Source organism: Isoptericola halotolerans (assembly GCF_045689585.1).
GTDB lineage: Bacteria > Actinomycetota > Actinomycetes > Actinomycetales > Cellulomonadaceae > Isoptericola > Isoptericola halotolerans_B.
Map to the genome: position 1 here is coordinate 61,444 of NZ_CP140108.1, position 19,260 is coordinate 80,703.

Genomic DNA, 19,260 nt, shown 5'->3' on the forward strand with positions numbered 1-19,260 from the left:
CGCCTCAGTGGGCGAAGTGGCGGGTCCCGGTGAGGTACATCGTCACGCCGGCCGCCTCGGCCGCGGCGACGACCTCCTCGTCGCGGATGGACCCGCCGGGCTGGACGACGGCGCGGATCCCGGCGTCGAGCAGCACCTGCAGGCCGTCGGCGAACGGGAAGAAGGCGTCGGACGCGGCGACCGCGCCGCGGGCCCGCTCGACCGGACCCGACTCGCCGTCGGCCAGCGTGTTCGCCCGCTCGACCGACAGCCGGCAGGAGTCCACCCGGTTGACCTGTCCCATGCCGATGCCGACGGCGGCGCCGCCGTCGGCGAGCAGGATGGCGTTCGACTTGGCCGCCCGCACCGCGCGCCAGGCGAAGGCGAGGTCCGCGAGCGTGGCTTCGTCGGCCGGGGCGCCGGCGGCGAGGGTCCAGGACGCCGGGTCGTCGCCGTCGGCCTTTAGGCGGTCGACCGACTGCACGAGCAGGCCGCCGGAGATCGGGCGCGTCTCGACCGGCGCCGACGGCGGTTCCGCCACGGTGAGCAGGCGGATGTTCTTCTTGGCCTGCAGCACCTCGAGCGCCTCGGGCTCGAAGCCCGGGGCGACGACGACCTCCGTGAAGACCGGGGAGATCTGTTCGGCCGCGGCGCGGGTGACCACCCGGTTCGCGGCGATGACGCCGCCGTAGGCCGAGACGGGGTCGGTCTCGTGCGCGCGGGCGTGCGCCTGGGCGACGTCGTCGCCGACGGCGATACCGCACGGGTTGGCGTGCTTGATGATCGCCACCGCCGGCTCGGGGTGGTCGTGCGCGGCCCGCCAGGCGGCGTCGGCGTCCACGTAGTTGTTGTAGCTCATCGCCTTGCCGTGCAGCTGGGTGGCCTGGGCCAGCCCGGTCGCGCCGTCCGTGCGGGCGTACAGCGCCGCATGCTGGTGCGGGTTCTCGCCGTAGCGCAGCACGTCGCTGCGCTCCCAGGTGGCACCGGTGACGTCGGGCATCCCGGACTCGGTCGCGGTCTCGTCCGGTGCGTACGCCGCGGCGAACCAGGCGGAAACGGCGACGTCGTAGGTGGCGGTGTGCGCGAACGCCGCGGCGGCGAGGCGCTTGCGCTGGGCGAAGGTGAAGCCGCCGTCCCGGACGGCCGCGGCGACGTCGTCGTACCGCGCGGGGTCGACGACGACGGCGACGCTCGGGTGGTTCTTCGCGGCGGCCCGGACCATGGACGGCCCGCCGATGTCGATCTGCTCGACCACGGCGTCCGGTGCGGCGCCGGACGCGACCGTCTCCGCGAACGGGTAGAGGTTGACCACGACGAGCTCGAAGGCGTCGATCTTGAGGTCCGCGAGCTGACGCAGGTGGTCCTCCTTGCGGGTGTCCGCCAGGATGCCGGCGTGCACCCGGGGGTGCAGCGTCTTGACGCGCCCCTCGAGGCACTCGGGGAACCCGGTGAGGTCCTCGACGCGGGTGACGGGCACCCCGGCCTCGGCGATCCGGGTCGCGGTGGAGCCGGTGGAGACCAGCTCGACGCCCGCGGCGTGCAGGGCGGTGGCGAGCTCGACCAGGCCCGTCTTGTCGTAGACGCTCAGCAGGGCGCGCCGCACCGGGCGGCGCGCGTCGTCGGCGAGCTGGACGTCGGGTGACGTGGGGACTGCGGGGGCGCCGGACATCGTGTGGTCTCCTCGGGTGGTGGCTCTCGTGGAAACCCTGGCACCCAGGCGGGCGGTGCGCACGGTGGTCCGGTCGGGCGGAGCCGCGGCGCGGGCCGTGACCGGATCGGTCGCTCCCCGGTGGTTGTCCACCCTCGCCAGTCACGACCGGGCCCGATCCTACCGGCCGGGGACGTTCACCTTCATCCCGAGGAGCTGCCAGGCTCGCGCGGCATAGGCCTCGCGGTCGGCCGCCGGGCGCCGGGTGAGGGCGGCGGCGACCATCTCGACGGCGAGCAGCACGTCGTCGACGGTGGTGCCGGGCCGCACCTCACCGTCCGCGAGGGCACGCTCGAGGCGGGAGCCGAGGACGACGGCGGTCCGCTCGCGCAGGTCCATGAGTCGCGGGTCGGGGCGCCTCTCGGGTGCCGCCGAGGCGACGTCGATGCTCACCACGGACTCGATGGCGTGGCGCGTGACCAGGCCGAGCAGGTCGGCGAGCGTGACGCCGGGGTCGCGGGCGATCTCCTCGACCGTGCTGACCTGTTCCTCGAAGAGTGTGAGCACGAGTGCGATGCGGTCCGGGAAGTGCCGGTAGAGGCTGCCCTGCCCGACCCCTGCCCGGCGGGCGACGGCGTTGAGCGGCGCGTGGGACCCGTGCTCGGCGAAGATCTCGCGGGCGGCGGCGAGCAGTGCCGCGCGGTTCCGGGCGGCCGCCTGCGGCCCGGGGTTCGCGCGGCGCGACGTCCCGCCTGCGGAGGTGCTCACGGTGCTACCTTAGGCGGAGAGAACCGGACAGGCATGTCCGGTTCGACCGGAGGAAGTGCGTCACCATGTCCGACCTGACCCTGAAGAACACCGTCGCGCAGTGGCTCGCCGACCCCGTCGGGGAGCAGGCGCTGACCGAGATGCTGACGGAGGCCGACGCGAGCGTCGGCTCGCTGGCGCCGGCCCGCCGGCTCAGCCTCGCCAAGCTGGTCAAGCTCTCGCGGGGCAAGTTCTCCGCCGAGGACGCCGAGGCCCTCGTCGCCCGCGCGGCCGAGCTCCGGGCCGGCGGCGGTTCCACCGCGGCATCCACCGGTACCGCCGCCGCGAGCACCTCCGAGCACGCGGCCGCGGAGCCCGCCGAATGGGTCGAGTCCGTCTCGCCCGGCAGGTTCGCCGGACAGACGGTGATCGTCACCGGGGCCGCCTCCGGCATCGGTCGCGCAACGGCGTCACGCGTCGCGCGCGAGGGCGGCCAGGTCGTCGCGGTCGACATGACCCGCGCCGGCCTGGAGGAGCTGGCCACGGAGCTCCACGACGCCGGGGCGCCCACCCCCGTCGTTCCCGTCGTCGCGGACATCACCGACGACACCGCCGTCGCCGAGATCCTGGCGGCGGCTGGCGACCGGGTCCACGCCCTGGCGAACGTCGCGGGGGTCATGGACCGCTTCGCCGCCGTGCACACCGTGGACGACACCACGTGGGAGAAGGTCTTCGCCGTCAACGTCACCGGCACGATGAAGCTGATGCGCGCCGTCGTCCCCGGGATGCTCGAGGCGGCCGAGGGCCGGATCGTCAACGTCGCCTCCGAGGCAGGCCTGCGCGGCTCCGCGTCGGGTGCCGCCTACACGACTTCCAAGCACGCCGTGGTCGGCCCGACGAAGAACGCCGCCTTCATGTACACCGGCACCGGCGTCCGGGTGAACGCCGTCGCCCCGGGCGGCGTCGCCACGGGCATGCAGCCGCGCGACGTCGACGAGTTCGGCATGGGCCGGGTGCAGTCGGCGATGGGCATCATGGCGGACATCGCGATGCCGGAGCAGCTCTCGGCGTCGATCACGTTCCTGCTCTCGACCGACTCGACCAACGCCAACGGCCAGGTCGTCACCTCGGACGGCGGCTGGTCCGCGGCCTGACGCCGCGCCCCCACGCCCCCCTGACCCCGCGCTGTGGGTATGAAATCTCCAGTTCTGGGTCACTCAGAACTGGAGATTTCATACCCACAGCGCGGGGTCGGGTGGGGTCAGGTGGTGATCACGTCGTCGGCCCAGGTGGGCGGCAGTCCGATGCGCCGTACCGGCCGGGCGCACCAGACCGCGACGACGGTCGCGCCCAGGAGCGACGCGAGCACGACGAGCGCCGGCCCGATCCCCCACCCGGCGAGGAGGCCGCTGCCCACCAGCGGCGCGACCGGCAGGGCGATCACCACGGTCAGGTCCATCACCGAGGCGAACCGACCCTGCAGCTGCGGCGGGGTGATCGCCGCCGCGTAGCCGGCGAGTCCGGAGTTGGCCGCGGGCACGAGCACGGTGCCGAGCCCCAGGGCGACGAGGTAGACGACGTACGTCTGCCCCACGGCCATCACTACCGCCGCGGACGCCACGAGGGCGAGCGCGACCGGCACCAGCAGCCCGACGCGCACCCGCGCGACCAGCGACGGGGCGAGCACCGCGCCGAGCACCATCGACACCCCGATGACGCCGGACAGCACCCCGATCCCGGCCGCCGAGGTGCCGCCGGCGGCGAGCGACAGCGTGATGGCCAGCAGCATCCCGGTCAGCGTGATGTTGACGACGACGAAAAGGCCGAGGCACACCCGGAAGAGCGGCACCGACCAGACGTACCTCAGCCCTTCGCGCAGCGCGGCGACCGGGTGGGTCCGGCGCGCCTCGGCGGTGTCGGCGTGGAGCGGCTCGCGGACGAGCCAGGTGCACACCGCGGTGGCCAGGTGCCCCACGGCACCGGCGACGAGCGGCGCGGCGTGCGCGATGCCGTACAGCACGCCGCCCACCGGCCCGGCGACGAGGCCGGCCGCCGCGTCGCGACCCTGGGAGGCCGCGTACACCGTCGGGAGCTGCTGAGGAGGCACCACCGAGCGGAAGGCACCGGCGACCGACGGTTCGACGAACGCTCCCGCGACGGACGACACGAGCAGCACGGCGGTGAGGTGCACGGCGGTCAGCGCGCCGGACAACCCGGCGGCGGCGGCGCTCGCCCAGGCCACGGCGGCGAACCCGGCGGTGACCACGATGAGCCGACGACGGTCCGCGCGGTCCGCCACGACGCCGGCCGGCAGGGCGGCGAGCAGCCCGCCCGCGTGCCCGACGGCGGTGATCACCCCGGCCTGCCAGACCGATCCCGTCAGGGCGAGGGCGAGCAGCGGGACCGCGAACGCGGCGATCCCTGCGCCGAGCGCCTCCGTGGTGAGCCCCGTCATGACCAGCAGGTAGGAGCGGTTGCGCAGGAGGCTCGGGGGCTGGACCACCGAGGCCTGGTCCGTTCGTGTCGCCATACCCGCAACAGTAGTTGCGCACTGCTAATTGCGCAATCTCTCTTGCGCAAGTGTCGTTGCTAGCATGGTCCGCCATGGACGAGATGTTCCTGGTGCAGAGCCCGGAGGCCCTGAAGGCGGTCGCGCACCCCGTGCGGCAGCGCATCCTGCTGCAGCTCATGGTGATGGAGCACGCTCGTGCCGCCGACCTCGCCCGCGCCATCGGCGAGCCCGCCAACTCCGTCAGCTTCCACCTGCGCACGCTGGCGAAGGCGGGGATGGTCGTCGAGGCGCCTGAGCACGCGCGGGACAAGCGCGACCGCGTGTGGCGCAACGTGGCCAGGTCCTACCAGGTCGACCCGGAGACTCCCGGCGCGGCCGACGAGGCGATGCGGCCCGCGACCGCATGGCTGCAGCACCTCGTCGCCCGGGCCTCGGCAGGACGGCGGCCCGACGACGACGGGCACCACCGTCTCCTGCTGGTCAACAACCTTCCGCTCACGGCGACGCAGGCCGAGCAGTTCGCCGAGGAGCTGGTGGCCTTCCAGGAGCGATGGACCGACCAGGCGTTCGAGACCGCGCGCGCCCACCCTGCCGAGCCGCGCGAGGTCTACCAGCTGTTGATGGCTCTGGGGCCGCGCCATGAGGAGACCGGGGAGACCGAGGACACCGACCGGTAGGTTGACCTGCGATGCCACCCTCCCGGAGCCGCCTGCGGCCTCGCCACGTCGTCCTGCTCACCGTCGGCCTCCTGGCGCTCTGCGCCCTGGCCGCCGCGCTCGGGTACCGCTGGTACTCCTCACCCGAGCAGGATCTCGACAGGCACCTGGCCGAGGTCGAGGCCCTGCCCGGCGTCGACCGGGCAGCGGCCCACGGCGACAGTCCGCTGCGCCCACAGCTGCACGCCACGCTGAGTGACGACGTCACCGCCGAGCAGCTCACGGCCCTCAGCCGGTTCGCCGCGGACACCCGCTACGTCTCGATGTCCGCCACGCTCGGCACCACCATCCTGGACCCGCTGTCCGGGTGGCCGGACGACGAGACCGTCGCCGTCTTCCTGCACGCCGCGGCACTCGACCTCCCAGCGGCCACACCTGCGACGCGCGTCGTCAGCGGGCGCAGCTTCGAGCTCCTCCACCCGGAGGGGGACGACCCGGTCGAGGCCGCCCGCGAGGCCACGGCGTTCCTGAGCGACGGGCCCGACGACGAGCTCGCCCTCCGCGACGAGGTGCGGTCGGCGGTGTCGGCGCTGCCCGACCGTGCCGCGCTTCCCGCCGGCCACGAGGTCTGGGTCAGCGTCGACGTCGGCACGGGGAGCGACCGCTTCCAGGCCTACCCGGACCCGACGCAGCCCTGACGGCTCACGGAGTCAGGCGCCGACGACGGCCTGGCGCCCCTCGACACGCAGCCCCTCGCGCGCGGCGCGCCCGACGGTCTCGACGAGCAGCGCCCGCTCGGCGACCTTGATCCGCTCGTGCAGCGTCCCCTCGTCGTCGTCGTCCAGCACGGGCACCGCGGTCTGGGCGATGATCGGGCCGGTGTCGACACCGTCGTCCACGACGTGCACGGTGCAGCCGGTCACCCGGACCCCGTAGGCCAGGGCGTCGCGCACCCCGTGCGCCCCCGGGAACGAGGGGAGCAGGGCGGGATGGGTGTTGACCACCCGCCCCCTGAACCGGTCGAGGAACGACGGCGCGAGGATGCGCATGAACCCGGCGAGCACCACCCAGTCGGGCCGGAAGACCTCGACGGCCTCCCGCACCCCGTCGTTCCACGCGTCCCGGTCGGCGAAGTCGGACGGGGCGACCACGACGGAGGGGATCCCCGCCTGGCGCGCCAGGTCGAGGGCGCCGGCACCCGGCTTGTCCGAGACGACGCCGACGACGCGGGCGCCGTAGGCCGGGTCCTCGTGGGCCGCGAGCAGCGCGGCCAGGTTGGACCCGCCGCCGGAGGCGAGGACGACGAGACGCGCACCGAGCGCCGGTTCCACGAGATGTCCGGAAGGGGTCTGCACGGCCCCACCCTACGTCGCGGGTGCACCGGTGCGACGACGTGCCACCAGCAGGCAGCAGGCCAGCACGACGGCGGCACCAGCGCCGATCTCCGCCGCGACCAGGCCGGCGGTCACCCACACGTCGGCACCCACGAGCGCGAGCACCCCGGCGCCCGCGCTCCCGCCGGCGGCCCACTGCAGGCCCGCCGTGATCGCACCGGCCGCGAGCACCACGCCCCCCAGGACCCAGGCCACGTCGCGGACGCGCACCAGGCTCGGTTCCAGCCGGCCCCAGGCGAACCAGCCGCCGACGGCGCCGCACGCCACGACGAGCACCGGCGCCCATGCGGCGACTGGCATCGACCACGACTCGCCCGGCAGCAGCCCCAGGAGCGGCACGGCCGGCAGCGGCCCCGACTCGGTCAGCACCGGGGAGAACGTGCTCCCGTGCCCCACGGCGAAGCCGGGGCCGGCGAGCCACGCCGTCGCCCACACCACGAGGTTGGGCGCGAGGGCAGCCTGCGCCAGGCCGAGCAGGACCGACCCGAGCCAGCTCGGACCGAGACCGGCCGCCAGAGCCGCAGCGGTCTCCCGCCCGAGCACCGCCCACGTCCCGGCGAGCAGGGCCCCCAGCCCGAGCAGGACGCTCACGCCCACGACGGCGCCCCGCATCCCCAGACGCAGCGTGTCGGGCAGGTAGGGGTTCATCCGCGGGGCCAGGCCGGCCAGGAGGGGACCGTCCGGCGCGGAGAACATGCCGAGCGCGAGCCCTCCGCCACCGACGACCGCTCCCCCGACGACGGCGGCACCCACCTGGACCAGCACCTCCCCGGCACCGCGGGCGGCCGCCGCGCCCCCGACGACGTCGAGGGCGAGGGCCAGGGCCGTGGTGACCGTGGCGTAGGTGAGCGTTCCCGCGACCCACGCCGCGAGGGTCGGCACGGCGGACCGCTTGGCCGCCACGTGCAGGGTGAAGAGCACCAGCGCGGTGATGCCGAGCGGCACGACCGTCACGGTCGTCCCGGCGGCTGACAGGGGCACCCCGTGCCCGAGCAACCACATCCCCGTGGCGACGGCGACCCCCGCGCCGAGCCCGCCGTCGGCCCCCGAGGCCGAGGGGGCGTCCAGGACGGCGACCACCGCGAGCAGGGCGACCACCGTGTACGACAGGCCGACCGACTGCACCGCGGCCCACACCCCGCTGGAACCGAGGGCGAGACGCTCCCGCAGTCGCCCGTGCCCGGACGTCCGCGGCTCGACGACACGGGCGGTACCTGTCCGGGGTGCTGCGTTCACGGCCCCATGGTCCCCCGGGAGGGATGCCTCGCCGTCGTCCCACGCCGTGGAACCGCCGGGGACGACGACGCCCGCCGGTCCGGAGGTCCGGACGGGCGGGCGTGGTCGTGCGGTGCGGGCTCAGGCGTTCTGCAGGATCTCCCGCATGAGCTCGGCCGTCTCGGACGGCGTCTTGCCGACCTTGACGCCGACGGCCTCGAGGGCCTCCTTCTTGGCCTGCGCGGTGCCGGCCGAGCCGGACACGATCGCACCGGCGTGACCCATCGTCTTGCCCTCCGGGGCGGTGAAGCCCGCGACGTAGCCGACGACCGGCTTGGTGACGTGCTCCTTGATGTACGCCGCCGCGCGCTCCTCCGCGTCGCCGCCGATCTCGCCGATCATGACGATCGCCTGGGTCTCCGGGTCGTTCTCGAAGGCCTCGAGCGCGTCGATGTGGGTGGTGCCGACGATCGGGTCGCCGCCGATGCCGATGGCGGTGGAGAAGCCGAAGTCCTTGAGCTCGTACATCATCTGGTAGGTCAGCGTGCCCGACTTCGAGACCAGGCCGACCGGGCCCTTGCCCGTGATGGTGTGCGGGGTGATGCCCGCGAGCGACTCGCCCGGGGTGATGATGCCTGGGCAGTTCGGCCCGATCATGCGGGTCTTCTTGCCCTGCAGGTAGGCCCACACCTCGGCGGTGTCCTGGACCGGCACGCCCTCCGTGATGACCACGATGAGCGGCATCTCGGCGTCGACGGCCTCGATCGCCGCGTCCTTGGTGAAGGCCGGCGGCACGAACAGCACGGAGACGTTGGCCCCGGTCTCGGCCATGGCCTCCTTGACGGTGCCGAACACGGGCAGGGTGACGTCGTTGCCGTCGCGGTCCTTGTGCTCGACGGTGGTCCCGGCCTTGCGGGCGTTGACGCCGCCCACGATCTGCGCGCCCGAGTCGAGCATCAGGGCGGTGTGCTTGGCACCCATCCCGCCGGTGATGCCCTGGACGATGATCTTGGAGTCGGAGTTCAGGTAGATCGACATGGTGTTCTTGTCTCTGCTCTCTCAGGTCCGGCGGCGGTCAGGCGTTGGCCAGCTCGGCGGCCTTCTCGGCGCCGCCGTCCATGGTCTCGGCGAGGGTGACGAGCGGGTGGTTCGCGTCGGCCAGGATCTGGCGTCCGAGGGCGACGTTGTTGCCGTCGAGGCGGACGACGAGCGGCTTGGTGGCCTCGTCGCCGAGGATCTCGAGCGCGCCGACGATGCCCTTGGCGACCTCGTCGCAGGCGGTGATGCCGCCGAAGACGTTGACGAACACGGACTTGACCTGCGGGTCGTGGAGGATGACGTCCAGGCCGTTGGCCATCACCTGGGAGTTCGCACCGCCGCCGATGTCGAGGAAGTTCGCGGGCTTGACGCCACCGTGCGCCTCGCCGGCGTAGGCGACCACGTCGAGCGTGCTCATGACCAGGCCCGCGCCGTTGCCGATGATGCCGACCTCGCCGTCGAGCTTGACGTAGTTGAGACCGTTCGCCTTGGCCTTGGCCTCGAGCGGGTCGGTCGCGTCCTTGTCCTCGAGCGCCTCGTGGTCCGGATGGCGCACCTCGGAGGCGTTCTCGTCGAGGGTGACCTTGCCGTCGAGGGCGATGATCGCGCCGTCCTCGGTGCGGACGAGCGGGTTCACCTCGACCAGGGTGGCGTCCTCGGCCGTGAAGACCGTCCAGAGCTTGCGGACGACGTCGGCGACAGGGGCCTTGAGGTCCTCGGCGAAGCCGGCCGCGTCCACGATCTCGGCGGCCTTGGCCTCGTCGATGCCCACGATCGGGTCGACGGCCACCTTGGCGAGCGCCTCGGGGCGCTCGACCGCGAGCTGCTCGATCTCGACGCCGCCCTCGACGGAGCACATCGCCAGGTAGTTACGGTTCGAGCGGTCCAGGAGCACCGAGAAGTAGAACTCCTCGGCGATCTTCGCGCCGGCCGCCACCATGACGCGGTGCACGGTGTGGCCCTTGATGTCCATGCCGAGGATCTCCTCGGCCTTCTGCGCGGCCTCGTCGGGCGAGTGCGCCAGCTTCACGCCGCCCGCCTTGCCCCGACCGCCGGTCTTGACCTGGGCCTTGACGACCACGGTCCCGCCGCCGAGCTTCTCTGCGCCCTCGCGGGCCTCGTCGGGCGTCGTCGCGACGACGCCGCCCAGCACGGGGACGCCGTGCTTCTCGAAGATGTCGCGCGCCTGGTATTCGAACAGGTCCACCCTGCTGCGTCCTTCCATCGGTTGAGCCCCTGGGTCGGCAGAGGCCGGCCTGAGCGATGTCTCGACGTCAAGACATCCTGTCCAGAGTAGCCCGCCGGACCTCGTCGACGGTACGCCCGTCGGGGATTCGCGCACGGACCGTGACCCATTCCACAGGGCCCGGGTCGCCGACCGATCGTCAACCAAGGTTGACAGATGGCGTGTTGTCAATCAGGGTTGACACATGACGGATCAGACGCTCCTCGCCTCGGCGTCCGGCGACGACCCCGCCCAGGGCCTCCGGGCCGTCCGGTCGCTCCGGGAGCTCGCCGAGCGGCTCGAGACGCTGCAGGTCCAGCGCGCCCGCGAGCTCGGGTGGTCGTGGCAGGAGATCGCCGACCAGCTCGGCGTCAGCAAGCAGGCGGTCAACAAGAAGCACCGGAGGTAGCGATGTTCGAGAGGTTCAGCAAGGAGGCGCGGTCCGCCGTGGTCGCGGCCCAGCTCGTCGCGCGCCAGACCCGCACCACCGCGATCGACACGCGGCACCTGCTCGTGGCGCTCGCCGAGGCCACCGGTCCGGCGTCGTCCGCGCTGGCGGACGTCGGGCTCGACCCGGACGCCGTCGCCGCCGCGGCCCGGCGCGAGCTCACCACCGGGGACCTCGATCCCGCAGCGCTCGCCGCCGTGGGCATCGACCTCACGGCGGTCCGGGAGCAGACGGACGCGACGTTCGGCCGCGGTGCGCTCGACCGCGCCGGCGATCGCACCCGCAGGGGGCACGTCCCGTTCGCCCCCGACGCGAAGACCGCTCTCGAGCTGGCGCTGCGCGAAGCGGTCCGGCTCGGCGACCGGACCATCGGCGGCGGCCACCTGCTGCTGGGGATCCTGCGCGCCGACTGCCCCGCGGGCCGGTTGCTCGAGCGCGCGCTGCACGGTGCGGGCACCGACACGGCCACGCTGCGGTCCGCCGTCGAGCACCGACGGGCCGCCTGAGGCTTGTCGGTCAGTAGTGGAACCGCCCCTGCACCACCGTGATCGTGCCGTCACCCACGTGGTAGACCAGCCGGTGCTCCTGGGTGATCCGGCGGGAACACACCCCCGCGCCCTCGTGCCTCGACGGCTCCGGCTTGCCCGTCCCCCCGGTCGGGGTGCGCAGGCACTCGGCGATCAGAGCGTTCAGCCGCTTCAGCACCTTGCGGTCGGTCGTCTGCCAGGAGACGTAGTCCTCCCAGCCGTGAGGAGTGAATGCCAGCCGCACCACTCGGTGTCGAGCAGGTCGTGCTGGGACACCTCACCGACACGCAACTGAGCCAGCGACTCGTCCAGGCGCCGGGAGTTGGCCGCCGTCGACCGCAGGTACAGGCTGGTCTGCAACGCCTCGTAGTCGCTCACTGCCATCATCACGGCGTTCCCGTCCTTGTGGTGGACGCGTACCGGCGCGTGGGCCGCGTTCACCTGTGCGATCAACGGATACAAGGTTCGGCGCGCTTCCGCGGCGCTGATGGTCTCCGACATGCAACCCTCCCTCAGGCACCTCTCGCTGTACCCGACCTGTACGTCTTCCGGTACCTGCCTGGCCGCTCGGCCGGACGATCAGAGCTTGGTCACCGGCGAGAAGCGCAGCAGCAGCCGCTTGGTGCCGTCCGCGCCGAAGTCGATCTTCGCCACCGCGTTGTGCCCGGCACCCTCCAGGGACACGACGGTCCCGACGCCGTAGGCGTCGTGGGTCACCCTGTCCCCCAGGGCGAGGGACGGGATGTCGGTGTCCTGGCGCGGTGTCGCCGACCCGAAGGTCGCCCCGCCCGACGACGGCGCAGCCGCCCGGGCGGTCCGCGTCGCGGACGCCCGCCGCTCGCCCGACGAGGTGGTCACGCGACCGGCCCGCGGTCCGCCGTAGCCACCGCCCCACGCGGACACGCCGCGGCGCAGCGTCTGGGTGGCGGACTCCGCACGCCGCCAGTCCCAGAGCTCGTCCGGGATCTCGTCGAGGAACCTGCTGGGCGGGAACTCGTTCGCCATCCCCCAGGCGGAACGGCTGCCCGCACGCGAGATGTAGAGCCGCTCCCGCGCGCGGGTGATCCCCACGTAGGCGAGACGCCGCTCCTCGGCGAGCTCGGCGTCGTCGTGCAGGGAGCGCATGTGCGGGAACGTGCCGTCCTCCAGGCCGGTGAGGAAGACCACCGGGAACTCCAGGCCCTTGGCGGTGTGCAACGTCATCAGCGTGATGACGCCCGGGTCCTCCTGCGGCTCCTCGTCGTGCTCGTGCTCCGCGGCACCGTCGGCGACGTCCTCGTCGGGGATCTGGTCGGCGTCGGCCACCAGCGACACCCGCTCCAGGAAGTCCGCCAGGTCACCCTCCGGGTCCATCTCGGTGAACTCCGCGGCCACGGCGTGCAGCTCGGCCAGGTTCTCCACCCGCGTGGCGTCCTGCGGGTCGTCGCTCGCGCGCAGCTCGGCGAGGTAGCCGGTGCGGTCCAGCACCGCACCGAGCACCTCGGCCGGGGCGGCGCCGTCGTCCACCAGGGCGCGCAGCTCGCCCATCATCGCGGCGAACACGCGCAGCGGCTTGAGCGACCTCGTCGTCATGCCGGGGATCTCGTCGACACGATCCAGGGCCGCGCCGAACGGGATGCGCTCGGCGGCCGCGAACCCCGCGACGAGCGACTCGGCCCGGTCCCCCAGCCCGCGCTTGGGCACGTTGAGCACCCGGCGCAGACTCACGTCGTCGTCCGGGTTCGCCAGCGCACGCAGGTAGGCGACGGCGTCCTTGATCTCCTTGCGCTCGTAGAAGCGGGTGCCACCGACCACCTTGTAGGGCAGCCCGACCCGGATCAGCACCTCCTCGAGCGCGCGTGACTGTGCGTTGGTCCGGTAGAAGATCGCGACGTCGCCGGGCCTGACGCCCTCGTCGTCGCCGAGCCGGTCGATCTCCTGCGCGACGAACCGCGCCTCGTGGTGCTCGTCGTCGGCGACGTAGCCGACGATCTTCGCCCCCGACCCGGCGTCCGTCCACAGCCGCTTCGGCTTGCGGCCCGGGTTGCGCGCGATCACCTCGTTCGCCGCCGACAGGATGTTCTGCGTCGAGCGGTAGTTCTGCTCCAGCAGGATCGTCGTGGCGTCGGGATAGTCCTGCTCGAACTCCACGATGTTGCGGATCGTGGCACCCCGGAACGCGTAGATGGACTGGTCCGCGTCGCCGACCACGGTGAGCTCGGCAGGGTCCAGCCCGGTGGCGTCGGGGCTCGCGGGGACGCCGGGCTCGTCGGGCGCCCCGCCTGCGGGGCTCGCCAGCTCACTCCTCGCGGGGACGCCGGGCCCGTCGGGCGCCCCGCCTGCGGGGCTCGCCAGCTCACTCCTCGCGGGGACGCCGGTCAGCTCGCGGACCAGGACGTACTGCGCGTGGTTCGTGTCCTGGTACTCGTCGACCATGATGTGCCGGAAGCGTCGGCGGTAGTGCTCGGCCACGGCGGGGAACGCCTGCAGCAGGTTGACGGTGGTCATGATGATGTCGTCGAAGTCCAGGGCGTTGGCCTGGGCCAGGCGCGCCTGGTAGCGGCGGTAGACGTCGGCGAGCACCGCGTCGAACTGCGCGGCACCCGCGTCGGCGAGCCCGCCGCCGGCCAGCGCACGCTCGCGCCAGCCGTCCGGCGTCGCGTCACCGCCCGACTGCTCGGCGTAGGTCTCGGGATCGATCAGCTCGTTCTTGAGGTCGCTGATCTTGTGCGCGAGCGAGCGCGCCGGGTACTTCTTGGTGTCCAGGTCGAGCTCGCGGCACACCAGCGTGATCAGCCGCTGGGAGTCCGCGGCGTCGTAGATCGAGAAGCTGGACCGCAGGCCGAGGGTCTTCGCCTCCCGGCGCAGGATCCGCACGCACGCCGAGTGGAAGGTGGAGACCCACATCCGGCTCGCCGCCGGGCCGACCAGCTGGGCGACGCGCTCGCGCATCTCCGCGGCGGCCTTGTTGGTGAAGGTGATCGCCAGGATCTGGCCCGGGTGCGCGCGACGGGTGGCCAGCAGGTGCGCGATGCGGTGCGTGAGCACGCGGGTCTTGCCGGAGCCGGCGCCCGCGACGATCAGCAACGGTGACCCGGCGTGCACGACGGCGGCCCGCTGGTTCGGGTTGAGGCCGTCCAGCAGCGCCTCGGCCGCCTCGTCCGCCTCGGGCTCGCGCCGCTCCCCCGCGACAGGCCGCGCCCAGTCCGGGGCAGCGTCGTCGTCCCACCGCGGTGCGGTCCGGGGCAGGCGGGCGGTGTCGCCGGACGGCGGTGCGTCGAGGCCGGGCAGCGAGAGGCTGTCGAAGAGGGAGGTCATCGTGGACCAAGCCTAGGCGCCGGCGCCGACACCACCGGACCTCGCGTGCCGTGCCCGGCGTGCCGTCCCGCCGGTGCTCCGCTACGGTCGCGCCATGGATCCTGAGGTCCGAGGTCCCGACCTGCTGCGGAGCCCCGGACGGTTCGTCAACCCGTCCACGGTCGGTGGCGTGGTCGCCGTCGCCATGGGACTGGTGCTCGTCCTCGTCCCGGCCATCTCCGTCGACCTGGCCGAGACCGTCGTCGGCCTCGGGCTGCTCTTCTCCGGGGGCAACGACCTGTGGACCGCCGTCCGGCGGCACGACGCCCGCGCGACGGCCCGCGCCGCCGCGCTCCTGCGCGGCCTGGCCTCCGTCGTCCTGGCCGGGGTGTTCCTGCTGTCGTTCCGGGACGCGCTGGACGCCACGCTCCTGCTGGGCGGCGCGTACCTGTTGTTCCGCAGCGCGGTGAACCTCGTGCTCGCCGCCCTCAGCCGCGACCGCGACCGACGCACCCCGCGCGCCGCGAGCGGCGCGGTCGGGCTCGTCCTCGGGCTGCTGGTGATCGCCGCACCGGAGATCGTGGTCGACTGGTTCACCGTCACCCTCGGCCTGGCCGCCCTCTGCGGCGGGGCCGTCACCCTCACCTACGGGTACCGGGTGGCGACGGGCATCATCGCGCCCCCCGAGGGCGCCTACCCGTCGCTCACCGAGATCCTGTGGTGGTGGGTCGAGCACGTCGACGTGGGCACCCGCCGTCGCACCCTCCTGGCCGAGCAGCTCTACCTCGAGCGTCCCGAGCGGGCGGCGAAGCAGGTGGCCTGGTGGACCATGCTCGTCCTCAGCGTCTGCATCTCCACCCTCGCGGTGCTGCAGGACTCGACCGCCGTGGTGATCGGGGCGATGCTCGTCGCCCCGCTCATGACGCCGATCCTCGGCCTGTCGGCCGCGGTGGTGAGCGGCTGGGCCCGCCGCGCGCTCGGGTCGCTGGCGCTCATCGTCGCAGGAGCCGCCGTCGCCGTCGTCATCGCGATCGCGATCGCCTCGTGGGTGCCCGCCGTGGTCCCGTTCGACACCAACAGCCAGATCAGCTCCCGTGTGGACCCCACGCTCCTCGACATGCTCGTGGCGATGGCGGCCGGCGCCGCCGGGGCGTTCGCCACGGTCGACCGCCGGGTGGCGCCGTCGATCGCAGGGGTGGCGATCGCCGTCGCGCTGGTGCCACCGCTGTCCGTGGTCGGGGTGACGCTCGCCGCGTCACGGCCGGGGGACGCCGCCGGTGCGATGCTGCTGTTCTCGACGAACTTCGTCTCGATCGTGCTGTCGGCGTCGGTGGTCTTCGTCCTGGCCGGGCTCGCGAACCCGGAGGGACTGCGTCGGCGCGGACGACGGGTGCTGCTCACCCTCACCCCGTTCGTCGCCGCGGCGCTGGTGATCCTCGTCCCGCTGCTGCTGACCACGGACGGTCTGCTCACCTCGTCCGCGGACGATCGCGCGGCCCAGGCCGCGGTGAACGACTGGATCGACGACCACGACCCGCCTCTCGGCCTCACGGACGTCAGCGTCGGCGACACCACGGTGACGGTCGAGCTCGTCGGCCCTTCGGAGGAGCTGCCTCCGCTGGACGTCCTGCAGTCCGCGCTCGACGACGCCCTCGACGGGTCCTACGCGCTCGAGGTGGCCGTGACACCGGTGGTGACGCAGCGCCTGCCGGCGTCCGACTGAGCGTTCCGGTCAGCGACGCATCCGCATCGGCACGTGCGGGATGTCGTCCTCGAGGTACTCCGGGCCGTCGACCGCGAACCCGAACGTGCCGTACCACCCCGCCAGCGGGGCCTGCGCCCCGAGCACCACGTCGGCCTCCGGCGCCGCCGCCGACGCCGCGGCGAGCGCCGCGCGCATCAGCTCGCCGGACGCGCCGGTCCCCCGCACGTCCGGGTGGCACACGACGCGACCGATGCGCTGGACGTCGCCGTCGTCGAGGACCCGGGCGGTGCCGACCACACGGTCGTCGTCCAGCAGGACCACGTGCCGGGTGCCGGGCTCGAGGTCACGGTCGTCGAGGTCCGGGTAGGCGCACTCCTGCTCCACGACGAACACGTCCTGGCGCAGTCGCCAGATGCCGAACGCGGTGCGGGGGTCGAGCGCCTCGACGGGCCGGGTGAGGATCTGCACGGCCCCATGGTCGCACCCGCGCTCAGCCGGCGACGGACACGACGGCGCGCACCGCCGTCGGGTCGCCCAGCAGGTCGCGCACGGCGCGGGCGAGGTCGGCGCGACGGATCGAGTACCGCCAGCGGACGTTGCCGTCGCGACGCTGGTGGTACGAGCCGCGCGCCCTGCCGTCGCGCAGCATCGGTGGCCGCACGATCGTCCAGTCGAGCCGGGAGCCGCGGACCACCTCTTCGGTCCTCGCGAAGGCCGCGTTCTCCTCGCGCAGGACGCGGGCGAGGATCGGCTTGGCGAGGTAGCGGCTCATCGGGTCGTCGCCGTCCACGAGCCACCCGCTCGCCGAGACGACCAGGCAGCGGCGGATCCCGGCGGCGGCCGCCGCCCGCACCAGCACCTCCGACGCGGCGGCCTGCACCCCCTTGTCCTCGCCGGGAACGGGTCCGACGCACGAGACCACCGCGCCCAGACCGGCCATCGCAGCGGTGAGCGCCTCCTGGTCGAGCGCGTCGGCCACGGCGAGCGCGTCGGCCCCCAGGTCTCCGGCCCGGCCCGGGTCACGGACGACCGCGACGACGTGGTGCCCGTTCTCCTGCAGGGCGCGGACGACCTGACGTCCGGTACGCCCGGTGGAGCCGACGACGGCGATCTTCATGGGTTCTCCTTCATCAAGGGTGAGTGAACGCTTACTCACCCTATGATTAGATGACTCGCGCCACCACGTCAAGAGCACGGAGGATCTTCGATGAGCACGCGGGACCGCATCCTCGACGCCGCTGCGTCGGTGCTCCACGAGCGCGGGGTCGCCCGCGCCACGACCAAGGAGATCGCACGGACGGCGGGCTGCTCCGAGGCCCTGCTGTACAAGTACTTCACGGACAAGCAGGAGCTCTTCCTCGGCGTCCTCGCCGAGCGGGCGCCGCACCTGCCGCCTCCCGATGCCCTCGTGGGAACCCGTACGGTGGCCGCGAACCTGACGGAGCTCGTCCGCGGGCTGCTGGCCTTCTACGTCCGCTCGTTCCCGATGGCCGCGTCCATCTTCGGCGCGCCCGAGCTGCTTGCCGCCCACCGGGCCGGGATGCGCCGCCTCGGCGCGGGGCCCGCGACCCCCGCACACCGGGTCCAGGCCTACCTGGACGCCGAGGTCGCCCGACGTCGCGTCGACAGCGGGGTCGACACCGAGGCGGTCGCACGCACCCTGACGGGCGCGGCGCTCCTCGAGGCCTTCCTGGCGGTCTACGAGGGCGATGACGGCGTGCCGGACGCCGACGAGGTGGCGGCTCGCATCGTCGCGACCGTCCCGATCACGTCAGGAACAGCCCGACCACCCAGATGATGGTCGCCGCCAGACCGCCCAGGAGCTGGATGCCGATGGTGATCGCGGTGGCCTGCAGCGCGGCGACGGTGGCACGCCACGCGGCCCGCCGGTCACGGCGCCGCAGGTACTCCATCACCAGCACCGCGAGCGTGAAGAACAGGAACAGCCCGACCACGGGAACCACGAAGAACCCCACCACCGCGGCGACACCGCCCACGGCGAGCGTGGACCAGGGCACCTCGGCGCGGCGCATGTGCCGGCCGGCGAGCAACCAGTTGCCCGTCTCGGCGGCCACGATCAGCAGCGCGGCGACGGCGAAGCAGACCCACGCCGTCGTCCCGCCGGTCGACCAGGCCCACACGAGCACGGAACCCAGCACGAGGACGTTGCCGGGCAGCACCTGGACGATGATGCCGACCAGCCCGACGGCGATCGCCAGACCGACGAGCACCTCGCCGACGACGCTCATCGGCGGCGCTCGCTCTCGGGGGTCGCCGTCGCCGCGCGGGTCGTCACCAGAAGACGGCGACGACGATGTTGACCAGGACGAGCGCGCCGATCGAGTGCTTGAGGGCCGGGGCGACGGCGCCCGTGCCGTTGTCCGCCTTGCTGCCCTGGCGCTTGGCCACGAAGGCCAGGACCGCGATGACGAGGGCGACGGTGAGCTTGACGCCGATCTTCGCCATGGACGGCCCGCCACTCGCCCACAGGTCGCCCATCTCCGCGACCCCGACCATGAGGACGCCCGCCACCAGCGCCGTCGCCGCGCCGTGGAACACCCCGCGGTACAGGCCCGGGCTGCGCAGCGAGGCGAGGTAACCACCCAGCACGATGGCCCAGCCGACGAAGTGCAGCACGGTGAAGACGTTGTAGAGGAAATCCATGGCGACAGCCTATCGGCGGGCGGAGTGCCCCGGCACCGTCTCACCTGATGGCCGTCGTCCCATCATACGGACCTGGGGTTTCGCGAGGTGGGCATCCCGGGTTAGATTCCTCGGCATGACCACGGCCGCGCCCCGCCTCCTCACGACCACCCGTCGTGAGATGCCGGCGCGCCCCTGCCTGCGTACGCGCATGTGCAGCTGTCAGTGCTGCTGTCGCTGATCGCGC

At 73.2% G+C, this 19,260-nt stretch carries 21 protein-coding genes; 7 read left to right on the top strand and 14 right to left on the bottom strand.

What is annotated here, in order from left to right; all coding sequences use genetic code 11:
* Positions 1–4: 4 nt before the first annotated feature.
* On the bottom strand, positions 5–1,648 hold the full coding sequence (purH, locus tag UQW22_RS00240; RefSeq protein WP_407318830.1) for a bifunctional phosphoribosylaminoimidazolecarboxamide formyltransferase/IMP cyclohydrolase: 1,644 nt from the start codon (positions 1,646–1,648) through the stop codon (positions 5–7).
* Positions 1,649–1,807: 159 nt separating this feature from the next.
* The gene (locus UQW22_RS00245; protein ID WP_407318832.1) at positions 1,808–2,395 is read right to left on the bottom strand and encodes a TetR family transcriptional regulator; all 588 of its coding nucleotides are present in this window, start codon (positions 2,393–2,395) and stop codon (positions 1,808–1,810) included.
* 65 nt (positions 2,396–2,460) lie between these two features.
* On the opposite strand from UQW22_RS00245, the gene UQW22_RS00250 reads away from it, so the two are divergent.
* Entirely contained in the window at positions 2,461–3,528 is a 1,068-nt protein-coding gene (locus UQW22_RS00250) for an SDR family NAD(P)-dependent oxidoreductase (RefSeq protein WP_407318834.1), read from the top strand.
* 107 nt (positions 3,529–3,635) lie between these two features.
* On the opposite strand, the gene UQW22_RS00255 is transcribed toward UQW22_RS00250, so the two are convergent.
* Positions 3,636–4,904: an MFS transporter gene (locus UQW22_RS00255; protein WP_407318836.1), complete on the bottom strand. Its 1,269-nt coding sequence runs from the start codon at positions 4,902–4,904 to the stop codon at positions 3,636–3,638.
* 74 nt (positions 4,905–4,978) lie between these two features.
* On the opposite strand from UQW22_RS00255, the gene UQW22_RS00260 reads away from it, so the two are divergent.
* Together UQW22_RS00260 and UQW22_RS00265 are read left to right on the top strand one after the other, a co-directional pair.
* The gene (locus UQW22_RS00260) at positions 4,979–5,563 is read left to right on the top strand and encodes an ArsR/SmtB family transcription factor (RefSeq protein WP_407318837.1); all 585 of its coding nucleotides are present in this window, start codon (positions 4,979–4,981) and stop codon (positions 5,561–5,563) included.
* Positions 5,564–5,574: 11 nt separating this feature from the next.
* Positions 5,575–6,240: a hypothetical protein gene (locus UQW22_RS00265; RefSeq protein WP_407318839.1), complete on the top strand. Its 666-nt coding sequence runs from the start codon at positions 5,575–5,577 to the stop codon at positions 6,238–6,240.
* A 12-nt stretch (positions 6,241–6,252) separates the two neighbouring features.
* Here UQW22_RS00265 and purN read toward each other — a convergent pair whose 3' ends face one another.
* The 4 genes from purN to sucC all read right to left on the bottom strand — a co-directional run bounded on the left by purN (position 6,253) and on the right by sucC (position 10,396).
* Complete coding sequence (gene purN / locus UQW22_RS00270; RefSeq protein WP_407318841.1) at positions 6,253–6,897, bottom strand: phosphoribosylglycinamide formyltransferase; 645 nt, start codon at positions 6,895–6,897, stop codon at positions 6,253–6,255.
* Positions 6,898–6,906: 9 nt separating this feature from the next.
* A complete protein-coding gene (locus tag UQW22_RS00275; RefSeq protein WP_407318843.1) occupies positions 6,907–8,172 on the bottom strand; it encodes a DUF6350 family protein in 1,266 nt (421 codons plus the stop codon).
* Between the two features lie 120 nt (positions 8,173–8,292).
* Complete coding sequence (sucD, locus tag UQW22_RS00280; RefSeq protein WP_407318845.1) at positions 8,293–9,189, bottom strand: succinate--CoA ligase subunit alpha; 897 nt, start codon at positions 9,187–9,189, stop codon at positions 8,293–8,295.
* 37 nt (positions 9,190–9,226) lie between these two features.
* On the bottom strand, positions 9,227–10,396 hold the full coding sequence (gene sucC / locus UQW22_RS00285) for an ADP-forming succinate--CoA ligase subunit beta (RefSeq protein ID WP_407318847.1): 1,170 nt from the start codon (positions 10,394–10,396) through the stop codon (positions 9,227–9,229).
* 223 nt (positions 10,397–10,619) lie between these two features.
* Here sucC and UQW22_RS00290 point away from each other — a divergent pair, with 223 nt between their 5' ends.
* A complete protein-coding gene (locus UQW22_RS00290; protein WP_407318848.1) occupies positions 10,620–10,823 on the top strand; it encodes a helix-turn-helix domain-containing protein in 204 nt (67 codons plus the stop codon).
* 2 nt (positions 10,824–10,825) lie between these two features.
* Complete coding sequence (locus UQW22_RS00295) at positions 10,826–11,368, top strand: Clp protease N-terminal domain-containing protein (protein WP_407318850.1); 543 nt, start codon at positions 10,826–10,828, stop codon at positions 11,366–11,368.
* 10 nt (positions 11,369–11,378) lie between these two features.
* Here UQW22_RS00295 and UQW22_RS00300 read toward each other — a convergent pair whose 3' ends face one another.
* The 3 genes from UQW22_RS00300 to UQW22_RS00310 form a co-directional block, all read right to left on the bottom strand.
* Positions 11,379–11,633 carry a Txe/YoeB family addiction module toxin gene (locus UQW22_RS00300; RefSeq protein ID WP_407318852.1) on the bottom strand — a complete coding sequence of 85 codons (255 nt, stop codon included), beginning with the start codon at positions 11,631–11,633 and terminating at the stop codon, positions 11,379–11,381.
* The gene (locus UQW22_RS00305) at positions 11,561–11,890 is read right to left on the bottom strand and encodes a type II toxin-antitoxin system Phd/YefM family antitoxin (RefSeq protein ID WP_407318854.1); all 330 of its coding nucleotides are present in this window, start codon (positions 11,888–11,890) and stop codon (positions 11,561–11,563) included. The genes UQW22_RS00300 and UQW22_RS00305 overlap by 73 nt, the downstream gene beginning before the upstream one ends.
* A gap of 78 nt (positions 11,891–11,968) precedes the next feature.
* A complete protein-coding gene (locus UQW22_RS00310) occupies positions 11,969–14,686 on the bottom strand; it encodes a UvrD-helicase domain-containing protein (RefSeq protein WP_407318856.1) in 2,718 nt (905 codons plus the stop codon).
* Between the two features lie 94 nt (positions 14,687–14,780).
* Between UQW22_RS00310 and UQW22_RS00315 the strand changes: the two genes are divergently transcribed.
* Positions 14,781–16,388, top strand: coding sequence for a DUF389 domain-containing protein (locus UQW22_RS00315; protein ID WP_407318858.1), 1,608 nt, complete (start codon positions 14,781–14,783; stop codon positions 16,386–16,388).
* Between the two features lie 9 nt (positions 16,389–16,397).
* On the opposite strand, the gene UQW22_RS00320 is transcribed toward UQW22_RS00315, so the two are convergent.
* Entirely contained in the window at positions 16,398–16,838 is a 441-nt protein-coding gene (locus UQW22_RS00320) for a GNAT family N-acetyltransferase (protein WP_407318860.1), read from the bottom strand.
* A gap of 22 nt (positions 16,839–16,860) precedes the next feature.
* Positions 16,861–17,487: an NAD(P)-dependent oxidoreductase gene (locus tag UQW22_RS00325; RefSeq protein WP_407318862.1), complete on the bottom strand. Its 627-nt coding sequence runs from the start codon at positions 17,485–17,487 to the stop codon at positions 16,861–16,863.
* A 90-nt stretch (positions 17,488–17,577) separates the two neighbouring features.
* Between UQW22_RS00325 and UQW22_RS00330 the strand changes: the two genes are divergently transcribed.
* Positions 17,578–18,168: a TetR/AcrR family transcriptional regulator gene (locus tag UQW22_RS00330; RefSeq protein WP_407318864.1), complete on the top strand. Its 591-nt coding sequence runs from the start codon at positions 17,578–17,580 to the stop codon at positions 18,166–18,168.
* Here the strand turns inward: UQW22_RS00330 and UQW22_RS00335 are convergent.
* Positions 18,137–18,619, bottom strand: coding sequence for a DUF456 domain-containing protein (locus tag UQW22_RS00335; RefSeq protein WP_407318866.1), 483 nt, complete (start codon positions 18,617–18,619; stop codon positions 18,137–18,139). The two genes, UQW22_RS00330 and UQW22_RS00335, sit on opposite strands and share 32 nt — an antisense overlap.
* Positions 18,620–18,662: 43 nt before the next feature.
* Positions 18,663–19,034 (bottom strand): hypothetical protein, encoded by a 372-nt coding sequence (locus tag UQW22_RS00340; RefSeq protein WP_407318868.1) that lies wholly within the window; start codon positions 19,032–19,034, stop codon positions 18,663–18,665.
* Positions 19,035–19,260: the final 226 nt, after the last annotated feature.

Excerpts from the sequence above, each read along its gene's own strand:
- purH (WP_407318830.1), bottom strand. The coding sequence starts at position 1,648 with ATGTCCGGCGCCCCCGCAGTCCCCACGTCACCCGACGTCCAGCTCGCC.
- UQW22_RS00250 (WP_407318834.1), top strand. The coding sequence starts at position 2,461 with ATGTCCGACCTGACCCTGAAGAACACCGTCGCGCAGTGGCTCGCCGAC.
- UQW22_RS00255 (WP_407318836.1), bottom strand. The coding sequence starts at position 4,904 with ATGGCGACACGAACGGACCAGGCCTCGGTGGTCCAGCCCCCGAGCCTC.
- UQW22_RS00260 (WP_407318837.1), top strand. The coding sequence starts at position 4,979 with ATGGACGAGATGTTCCTGGTGCAGAGCCCGGAGGCCCTGAAGGCGGTC.
- UQW22_RS00265 (WP_407318839.1), top strand. The coding sequence starts at position 5,575 with ATGCCACCCTCCCGGAGCCGCCTGCGGCCTCGCCACGTCGTCCTGCTC.
- sucD (WP_407318845.1), bottom strand. The coding sequence starts at position 9,189 with ATGTCGATCTACCTGAACTCCGACTCCAAGATCATCGTCCAGGGCATC.
- UQW22_RS00290 (WP_407318848.1), top strand. The coding sequence starts at position 10,620 with ATGACGGATCAGACGCTCCTCGCCTCGGCGTCCGGCGACGACCCCGCC.
- UQW22_RS00295 (WP_407318850.1), top strand. The coding sequence starts at position 10,826 with ATGTTCGAGAGGTTCAGCAAGGAGGCGCGGTCCGCCGTGGTCGCGGCC.
- UQW22_RS00305 (WP_407318854.1), bottom strand. The coding sequence starts at position 11,890 with ATGTCGGAGACCATCAGCGCCGCGGAAGCGCGCCGAACCTTGTATCCG.
- UQW22_RS00310 (WP_407318856.1), bottom strand. The coding sequence starts at position 14,686 with ATGACCTCCCTCTTCGACAGCCTCTCGCTGCCCGGCCTCGACGCACCG.
- UQW22_RS00315 (WP_407318858.1), top strand. The coding sequence starts at position 14,781 with ATGGATCCTGAGGTCCGAGGTCCCGACCTGCTGCGGAGCCCCGGACGG.
- UQW22_RS00325 (WP_407318862.1), bottom strand. The coding sequence starts at position 17,487 with ATGAAGATCGCCGTCGTCGGCTCCACCGGGCGTACCGGACGTCAGGTC.
- UQW22_RS00330 (WP_407318864.1), top strand. The coding sequence starts at position 17,578 with ATGAGCACGCGGGACCGCATCCTCGACGCCGCTGCGTCGGTGCTCCAC.
- UQW22_RS00335 (WP_407318866.1), bottom strand. The coding sequence starts at position 18,619 with ATGAGCGTCGTCGGCGAGGTGCTCGTCGGTCTGGCGATCGCCGTCGGG.
- UQW22_RS00340 (WP_407318868.1), bottom strand. The coding sequence starts at position 19,034 with ATGGATTTCCTCTACAACGTCTTCACCGTGCTGCACTTCGTCGGCTGG.